This window comes from Micromonospora maritima (assembly GCF_902825405.1).
GTDB classification, from domain to species: Bacteria; Actinomycetota; Actinomycetes; order Mycobacteriales; family Micromonosporaceae; genus Micromonospora; species Micromonospora maritima.
Genome location: NZ_CADEAU010000282.1, coordinates 1 through 7,097 on the forward strand (window position 1 = coordinate 1; position 7,097 = coordinate 7,097).

The window sequence follows — 7,097 nt, forward strand, 5'->3', positions numbered from 1 at the left end:
GACGCGGGCGACGCCGACGTCCGCGCCACCGTCCTGGTCTGCGGGCCCGCCGGCGGCCTGCACCCCGACCCGGTCGCCGCCTGCCGGCTGGTCGCCCGCGTCGACGGCCACCTCGACGCGCTCGACGTGGGCACCGACCCCTGCACCTCCCAGTACGCCCCGGTGACCGCGCGGGCGGTGGGCTTCTGGCAGGACCGCCCGGTCACCTACACGCGCACCTTCGCCAACGACTGCCTGCTGCGCCGCGCCACCGCCACCCTCTTCACCTTCTGACCCCGACCCCACCCGACCTCGATGATCATGAGTTGGCGGCGCGGCGTGACCGTTCTGTCGCCGCCAACTCCATGATCGACGGGTGGGGTGCCAGGGGGTGCGGGGGTGGGGCGGAGAATGGGTGGGCTGGGTGGGCGGGGCGTGGGGAGGAGTCGTGGTGAGGGCTGACGGTGGGGGCGCGGGTGCGCAGGAGCTGCGGGCGGACTGCACGCGCTGCGCGGGTGTCTGCTGCGTCGCGCCGGCTTTCGCCGCGTCGGCCGACTTCGCCCTCGACAAGCCCGCCGGGCAGCCCTGCCCGAACCTGCGCGCCGACTCCCGCTGCGGCATCCACACGCAGCTGCGGCAGCGCGGCTTCCCCGGGTGCACCGTCTTCGACTGCTTCGGCGCGGGCCAACACCTCACCCAGGGCACCTTCGCCGGGCACGACTGGCGTTCCGACGCGGCCACCGCGCGGCGGATGTTCGACACGTTCGCGGTGCTGCGACCGCTGCACGAGCTGCTCTGGTACCTGACCGAGGCGGTCCGCCTCACCCCGCCCGGCCCGCTGCGCGACGACCTGACCGACGCGCTCGACGAGACCGGCCGGCTCACCGACGGAACCCCGGAGGAGTTGCTCGCCCTCGACGTCGACGCCCACCGCGACACGGTCAACCGGCTGCTGTCGCGCGCCGGCGACCAGGCGCGCGCGGGCCGGGCCGGAGCGGACCGGCGGGGCGCCGTGCTGATCGGCGTCGACCTGCGCCGTGTCGCGTTGACCGGCGCCAACCTGCGCGGCGCGTGCCTGATCGGGGCGGACCTGCGCGGCGTACGGCTCGGCGCCGCCGACCTGACCGGCGCGGACCTGCGGGGCGCGGACCTGCGCGGCGCCGACCTGGGCGAGTGCCTGTTCACGCACCAGTCTCAGCTCGACGCGGCGCGCGGGGACCACCGCACGGTCCTCCCGCCCGGCCTGCGCCGCCCCGCGCACTGGTCCCTGACCGTCACCCCGGCCCGCCCTCCCCGCGCCCGCCGACGATCCCGCTGACCCCACCCCTCCCCCACACGGCCCACCCGCCCGACCGGGCGCGGGCACACCATCGGTTGATCAAGGAGTTTGCGTCGGTTCGGCGGCGATCGATGACGCAAACCCCTTGATCAACGCGAGCGCGAGGCCGGCAGCCGGAGGGTATCCGCTCACCCGGACACCTCAGGGGCACATTCATGAGGCGGAGTCATGTCGACGAGCAGGACGCACGCGATGTGCCCCGGTCGTGCGCCCGTCAGCCGACGGTCGCTCCCGGCGACCTGGTCCGAGATCTTGGTACCGAACGGCCTTCATGGGGCACTCGCGTACCAAGACCTCCAGCGCGTTCCGGGGTCGGGATGCTGGTCCCGTGCTGCGGGAAGGGCGGAGGCGGCCGAGGGCGGGAGGGCGAGGGCGGGAGGGCGCAGGGGTGGGGTTTTGGTGGGGTGGGGGCGGGTAGGCGGCCGGGACGGCGCTCGACCGACGGGAGGCGGACCGGTGGGATATCGGGCACGCGACGGTGCGGAACCGGTCGACCCGGCGCACGCCGAGGACGAGGCGGGGCAGGTGCCGCTGGTGCAGGTGGCGGCGGACACCGACGTGCCGGCCCCCGCGCCGGACGCGCCGCCGCCGGACGAGGTGACCGAGGACGACGGGTCCGGGATGGCCGGCGGGGCCTCCGGCAGCAGTTCCGGCGGCTCCTCGATGCCGACCCATCCCGACGCGGCCCGCTGAACGTTTGCCGCCACCCGCTGCGGGCAGGAGTGCGACATGACCAGTGAAGAATCCTTCGGCCGCGCCACCACCGACGAACCGGACGGCGCGACCGCGTACGAGGCGTCCCTGCGGCCGCCGGGAGAGTCCCTGCACAGCACCGACGACACCGGCGACGACTTCGCCGACCTGCCGGCCGAGGACCGGCGCTCGGCGCGGGAGACCAGCCGGGCCGGTTACGACGTGGACGCGGTCTCCGGTACCGCCGACCCGGCCGACGGGCCGGAGGAGATCGAGGAGGGCCGGCCGCTGCGCTGAGCGGACGCCGCGCGCGGGGTGGCCGGCGCACCGCCGCCCCGCGCCTCGGTCATGCCCCGGTTGGCCAGCGCGTCGGCGCGTTCGTTCTCCGGGTGCCCGTTGTGCCCCTTGACCCACAGCCAGGTGACGTCGTGCCGGGCGCAGGCGGCCTCCAGCTGCTGCCACAGGTCGGCGTTCTTCACCGGCTGCTTCGCGGCGGTCAGCCAACCGTTGCGCTTCCACGCGTTCAGCCAGCCGGTGATGCCGTTGCGCACGTAGGTGCTGTCGGTGTGCAGCCGCACGGTGACCGGCCGGGTCAGGCTCTCCAGCGCCCGGATGGCAGCGGTCAGTTCCATCCGGTTGTTGGTGGTGGGGGTCGCCTCACCGCCGCACAGCTCCCGCTCGTGCCCGCCCCAGCGCAGCACCGCGCCCCAGCCGCCGGGCCCGGGATTGCCGCTGCACGCGCCGTCGGTCCAGATCTCCACGATCCGGCCGGAATCCACCTCCGCCATGCCCGGCAACCTACCGGGTACGCCGTTCGGCGGGACCACCCGACCCGCCGCCGGCGGCTAGCGTGCCGAGCATGCCCGTACCCCCACGGTTCGACACCCTGTGCAACTTCCGTGACCTCGGCGGCCGGCGCACCGCGGACGGTCGTGCCGTCGCCCGCGGCCGGCTCTACCGCTCCGACTCCCTGGCCAAGCTCGCCGGCGACGACCTGACCCGGTTCGCGGCGCTCGGCGTCCGCACCGTGATCGACCTGCGCTACCCGTGGGAGATCGCCGACCGCGGCCGGGCGCCGGAGAGCCTCGGCGTGACCTGGCACAACCTGAGCATCGAACACCGCCCCTACGTGCAGGCCGACATCGACCCGGACGTCGACCCGTGGCGCTACCTGGCCGACCGGTACGCCGAGGTGGCCGAGGACGGCGTGGTCGAACTGCGCGCGGCCCTGGAGGTGATCGCCCACGGCGAGCACCCGCTGGTGTTCCACTGTGCCTCCGGCAAGGACCGCACCGGGCTGCTCGCCGCGTTGGTGCTGGCCCTGCTCGGGGTGGACGACGACCAGATCGCGGCCGACTTCGCGGCGACCGAGGAGGCGACCCGGCGGCTGGTCGCCGAGTTCCGGGAGCGCAACGGAGGCGCGTCGCCGGGCTGGCCCGCGTACGGGCGGGCGCCGGCCGAGATCATCCGGCTGGTGCTGGCCGACCTGGTGGCGGCACACGGCTCGGTGCGGGGCTACGTCACCGGACGGCTGGGCGTCGGCGAGGAGACGATCGCGGCGCTGCGCGCGCGGCTGCTCACCGACGACGGAAAACCGGACGACGACGACACCGCGCTCTGGCAGGCTCCCTGATCATGGACGACCGGTGGGACGGCCTGCGGGCCGAGGTGCGCGACGCCGTCGACGATCTCGTCACCTCCGGACGGGAGGCCGGCGTCCAGGTCGCCGCCTACCTCCACGGCGTGCCGGTCGTCGAGGAGCAGGCCGGGCTGGCCGACACCGGCACCGGCCGGCCGATGACCGCCGACACGCCGGTGCACGCGGTCTCCACCGGCAAGGGTCTGACCGCCACCGTGGTGCACGTGCTGGCCGAGCGGGGCCGGCTCGACTACGACCTGCCACTGGCCCGGGTGTGGCCGGAGTTCGCCCGGCACGGCAAGGACGGCATCACGCTGCGGCACGTGCTCACCCACACCGCCGGCCTGCCCGCCCTGCCGGCCGACGTCACCCCACGGGACTTCACCGACTGGTCCCGGATGTGCGGGCTGCTCGCCGACGCCGAGCCGTTGTGGGCGCCCGGCGAACGGTTGGCGTACCACGCCTGGACCTGGGGGTGGCTGGTCGGCGAGGTGGTCCGGCGGGTCACCGGCCGGTCGGTGTCGCAGGTGCTCGCCGAGGAGGTCGCCGCGCCGCTCGGGGTGGACCGGGAACTGTTCCTCGCCGTACCCGGGGCGGAGCTGCCGCGGCTGGCCCGGCTGGAGGACGCCGGCCTGTCCGCGCTGATGACCTGGGCCGGCGCCAACCTGCCCCACTTCGACGCGGTGGCCCCGCCGGCGGTCCGGCCGGACACGGTGACCGGCAGCCGTCCCGACGTGCTGCGCGCCGACGTGCCGTCGGTCGGCACGATGAGCGCCCGCGCGGTGGCCCGGATGTACGCGGCGCTGCTCGGCCCGGTCGACGGGGTCCGACTGGTCTCCCCCGACCGGCTGCGCGCGGTGTCCGCCCCGGCGGTCCGCGCCCAGGAGTGGGTGTTCGGGCAGGAGACCACGTTCGGGCTGGGCTACGCCGTCGACGACGACGGGTCGTTCGGCACCGCCGGCAGCGGCGGCAGCCTCGCGTTCGCGTACCCGGAGCTGGGGTTGACCGTGGCGGCGGTGCGCAACCGGCTCGGCGCGGGTGACGGCGACCCGATGGAACGGCTGCGGGTGCTGGTCCGCGACCGGGTGGCCGCCGGCGGTCGTCGCTGACCGCTGTCGAGAACGACCGCGGCCGTTCGTCTGGAGGGTGGAGCGCCGGCAGCGGGCCGGCCCCGACCCCGGGGAGCGGCATGCGGAAGATCATCGTCACCGAGAGCATCAGCCTGGACGGGGTGATGCAGGCCCCGGGTCGTCCGGACGAGGACATCCGGGACGGCTTCAGCCGGGGCGGCTGGGCGGTGCCCTACACCGATCAGGTGATGGGGAGCGCCATGGGCGAGGGCATGGCCGCGACCGGGGCGCTGCTGCTCGGGCGCCGCACCTGGGCCGACTTCGCCGGCTACTGGCCCCGGCAGACCGACAACCCGTTCACCCCGGTGCTCGACGCGCTGCCCAAGTACGTCGCCTCGACCACCCTGGAGGGACCGTTGCCGTGGGTGAACTCGTACCCGTTGACGGGTGACCCGATCGCGGCGGTGCGGGAGCTGAAGGCCCAGGAGGGGGCGGACATCTCGGTGCTGGGCAGCGGCGCGCTGGTCCGGTCGCTGCGCCGGCACGGACTGGTCGACGGGTACGTCCTGCTCGTCTTCGACCTGGACGGGGTCATCTACCTGATCGACCGGCCCATCCCCGGCGCGGTCGAGGCGGTCGCCCGGCTGCACGACGAGGGGCGGGCGGTCGCGTACGCGACGAACAACGCCTCCCGGCGCTCCAGCGAGGTGGCCGACCTGCTCACCGGCATGGGTGTGCCGGCCCGGCCGACCGAGGTGCTCACCTCGGCGGCCGCCACCGCCGAACTGCTCCGTGACCGGCTGCCGGCCGGTGCGCCGGTGCTGGTGGTCGGCGCGGAGGCGCTGCGGGCGGAGCTGCGCGCGGTGGGCCTGCGGCCGGTGTCCACGGCCGACGAGGAGCCCGCCGCCGTGGCCCAGGGTTACGGACCCCAGGTGGGCTGGTCCGACCTGGCCGAGGCGTCGCTGGCGGTGCGGGCGGGCGCACCCTGGTACGCCACCAACACCGACCGGACGCTGCCCAGCCCGCGCGGACCGCTGCCCGGCAACGGCTCGCTGGTGGCGGTGCTGCGCACCGCGCTGGGCCGGGACCCCGACGTGGTGGTGGGCAAGCCGGAGCCGGCGCTGTTCACCACCGCCGCCCGGCGTGCCGGCACCGGGCGCACCCTGGTGGTGGGCGACCGGCTCGACACCGACATCGAGGGCGCCCGCCGCGCCGGGCTGGACAGCCTGCTGGTGCTCACCGGGGTCAGCGACGCCGCCGAGTTGCTGGCCGCGCCCGAGGCGCGCCGGCCGGCGTACGTCTCCTTCGACCTGGCGGGGCTCTTCGACCCGGAGGCCGTGGTGGCGGTGCCCGGCCGGCCGGACGCCGGCGGCTGGTCGGTGACCGTGACCGGCGGGGAGCTTGCCCTCGACGGTGCGGGACGGCCGCTGGACGCGCTCGCGGCGCTGTGCGCGGTGGCCTGGTCGACGCCGACGGACCCGCGGGTGCGGGCCGGGTCGGCGCAGGCGGCGGAGGCGCTCGCCGCGTTCGGCCTCGACGGCTGAGCCGCCGGCTGCTCAGAGCAGCTTGCGGAGCTTCATCAGGTCGAACGGGTTGGCCTTCACGGAGACCCGCCGGGACGCCACGGCCGACATGATGTCGAGCTTGCCGTGCACCAGGGCGACCAGGTCGTCACTGCCGGTGCTCAGGGCGATCTTGGCCTTCGGGTCGTCGCCGTCGGTGAGGTCGACCAGCCGGCCGCCCTCCAGCCGACCGTGGAAGGCGGTGCCCAGGTCGGTGATCCGGCAGGCCAGGGTGCGGTCGAGGTCGATCTTCCCCTGCGCCTGCGCGTGCTGGTCCAGCCGGGTCGCCAGGTCCTGCAACGCCTGCCGGCACTCGTCCACGCTGGCCACATCGTCTCCTCACCACGAGCCACGCCGTTCCCGGCACCGTACCGCAATGGGACGTCCCAGGCGCCCGGTAGCGTGGCACCTGCACACCTCGCCCCGCGGAAGGACTCAGGCATGCAGGACGCGTGGCGCGCCTACCTCGAGCTGGCCATGGGCCTGACGGAGGCGCCCCGGAAGAAGGCGCAGGACGCGGTGATGCGCGTCGTCGGCCAGGGCGGCGCGACGGCCGCCCAGCTCCAGACCCTCGCCGAGGAACTGGTCGCGACCGGCCTGTCCAACCGGGAGGCGCTGACCAAGCTGGTGCGCTTCGAGGTGGACCGGGCGCTCGGCGCGGTCGGCCTGGCCACTGCCGACGAGGTCGCCGAGCTGACCCGGCGGGTGCACGACCTGGAACGGCAGCTGCGCGAGGCCCGCACCGCCCCGGAGCCGACCGGCGCGGCCACCGGACAGCCCGCCCCGCAGCCGGCTGGCGCGGCCACCGGACAGCC

The 7,097-nt window shown here is 75.3% G+C and carries 10 protein-coding genes; 8 read left to right on the forward strand and 2 right to left on the reverse strand.

Features of this window, described 5'->3' with window-relative positions:
• From HUW36_RS21730 to HUW36_RS21745, 4 genes are all read left to right on the forward strand, one after another.
• A partial coding sequence (locus HUW36_RS21730) for an SSI family serine proteinase inhibitor (RefSeq protein ID WP_246248261.1) occupies positions 1 to 273 on the forward strand: 273 nt, incomplete at its 5' end.
• A 157-nt stretch (positions 274 to 430) separates the two neighbouring features.
• On the forward strand, positions 431 to 1,297 hold the full coding sequence (locus HUW36_RS21735) for a pentapeptide repeat-containing protein (RefSeq protein WP_174529864.1): 867 nt from the start codon (positions 431 to 433) through the stop codon (positions 1,295 to 1,297).
• Positions 1,298 to 1,774: 477 nt separating this feature from the next.
• Positions 1,775 to 2,011 carry a preprotein translocase YidC gene (locus HUW36_RS21740; protein WP_174529865.1) on the forward strand — a complete coding sequence of 79 codons (237 nt, stop codon included), beginning with the start codon at positions 1,775 to 1,777 and terminating at the stop codon, positions 2,009 to 2,011.
• 36 nt (positions 2,012 to 2,047) lie between these two features.
• Positions 2,048 to 2,308, forward strand: a complete 261-nt coding sequence (locus HUW36_RS21745) for a hypothetical protein (RefSeq protein ID WP_174529866.1) — start codon at positions 2,048 to 2,050, stop codon at positions 2,306 to 2,308.
• Here the strand turns inward: HUW36_RS21745 and rnhA are convergent.
• On the reverse strand, positions 2,227 to 2,799 hold the full coding sequence (gene rnhA / locus HUW36_RS21750; protein ID WP_174529867.1) for a ribonuclease HI: 573 nt from the start codon (positions 2,797 to 2,799) through the stop codon (positions 2,227 to 2,229). The two genes, HUW36_RS21745 and rnhA, sit on opposite strands and share 82 nt — an antisense overlap.
• Positions 2,800 to 2,870: 71 nt before the next feature.
• Here rnhA and HUW36_RS21755 point away from each other — a divergent pair, with 71 nt between their 5' ends.
• The 3 genes from HUW36_RS21755 to HUW36_RS34135 all read left to right on the forward strand — a co-directional run bounded on the left by HUW36_RS21755 (position 2,871) and on the right by HUW36_RS34135 (position 6,264).
• A complete protein-coding gene (locus HUW36_RS21755) occupies positions 2,871 to 3,644 on the forward strand; it encodes a tyrosine-protein phosphatase (RefSeq protein WP_174529868.1) in 774 nt (257 codons plus the stop codon).
• A 2-nt stretch (positions 3,645 to 3,646) separates the two neighbouring features.
• Positions 3,647 to 4,759, forward strand: coding sequence for a serine hydrolase domain-containing protein (locus tag HUW36_RS21760; RefSeq protein WP_246248262.1), 1,113 nt, complete (start codon positions 3,647 to 3,649; stop codon positions 4,757 to 4,759).
• An 80-nt stretch (positions 4,760 to 4,839) separates the two neighbouring features.
• Positions 4,840 to 6,264: an HAD-IIA family hydrolase gene (locus HUW36_RS34135; RefSeq protein ID WP_217428845.1), complete on the forward strand. Its 1,425-nt coding sequence runs from the start codon at positions 4,840 to 4,842 to the stop codon at positions 6,262 to 6,264.
• A gap of 12 nt (positions 6,265 to 6,276) precedes the next feature.
• Here the strand turns inward: HUW36_RS34135 and HUW36_RS21770 are convergent, their stop codons facing one another.
• Complete coding sequence (locus tag HUW36_RS21770; protein ID WP_174529869.1) at positions 6,277 to 6,612, reverse strand: SCP2 sterol-binding domain-containing protein; 336 nt, start codon at positions 6,610 to 6,612, stop codon at positions 6,277 to 6,279.
• Positions 6,613 to 6,723: 111 nt separating this feature from the next.
• Here HUW36_RS21770 and HUW36_RS21775 point away from each other — a divergent pair.
• On the forward strand, positions 6,724 to 7,097 hold a 374-nt coding region (locus HUW36_RS21775), incomplete at its 3' end, for a phasin family protein (RefSeq protein ID WP_425487254.1).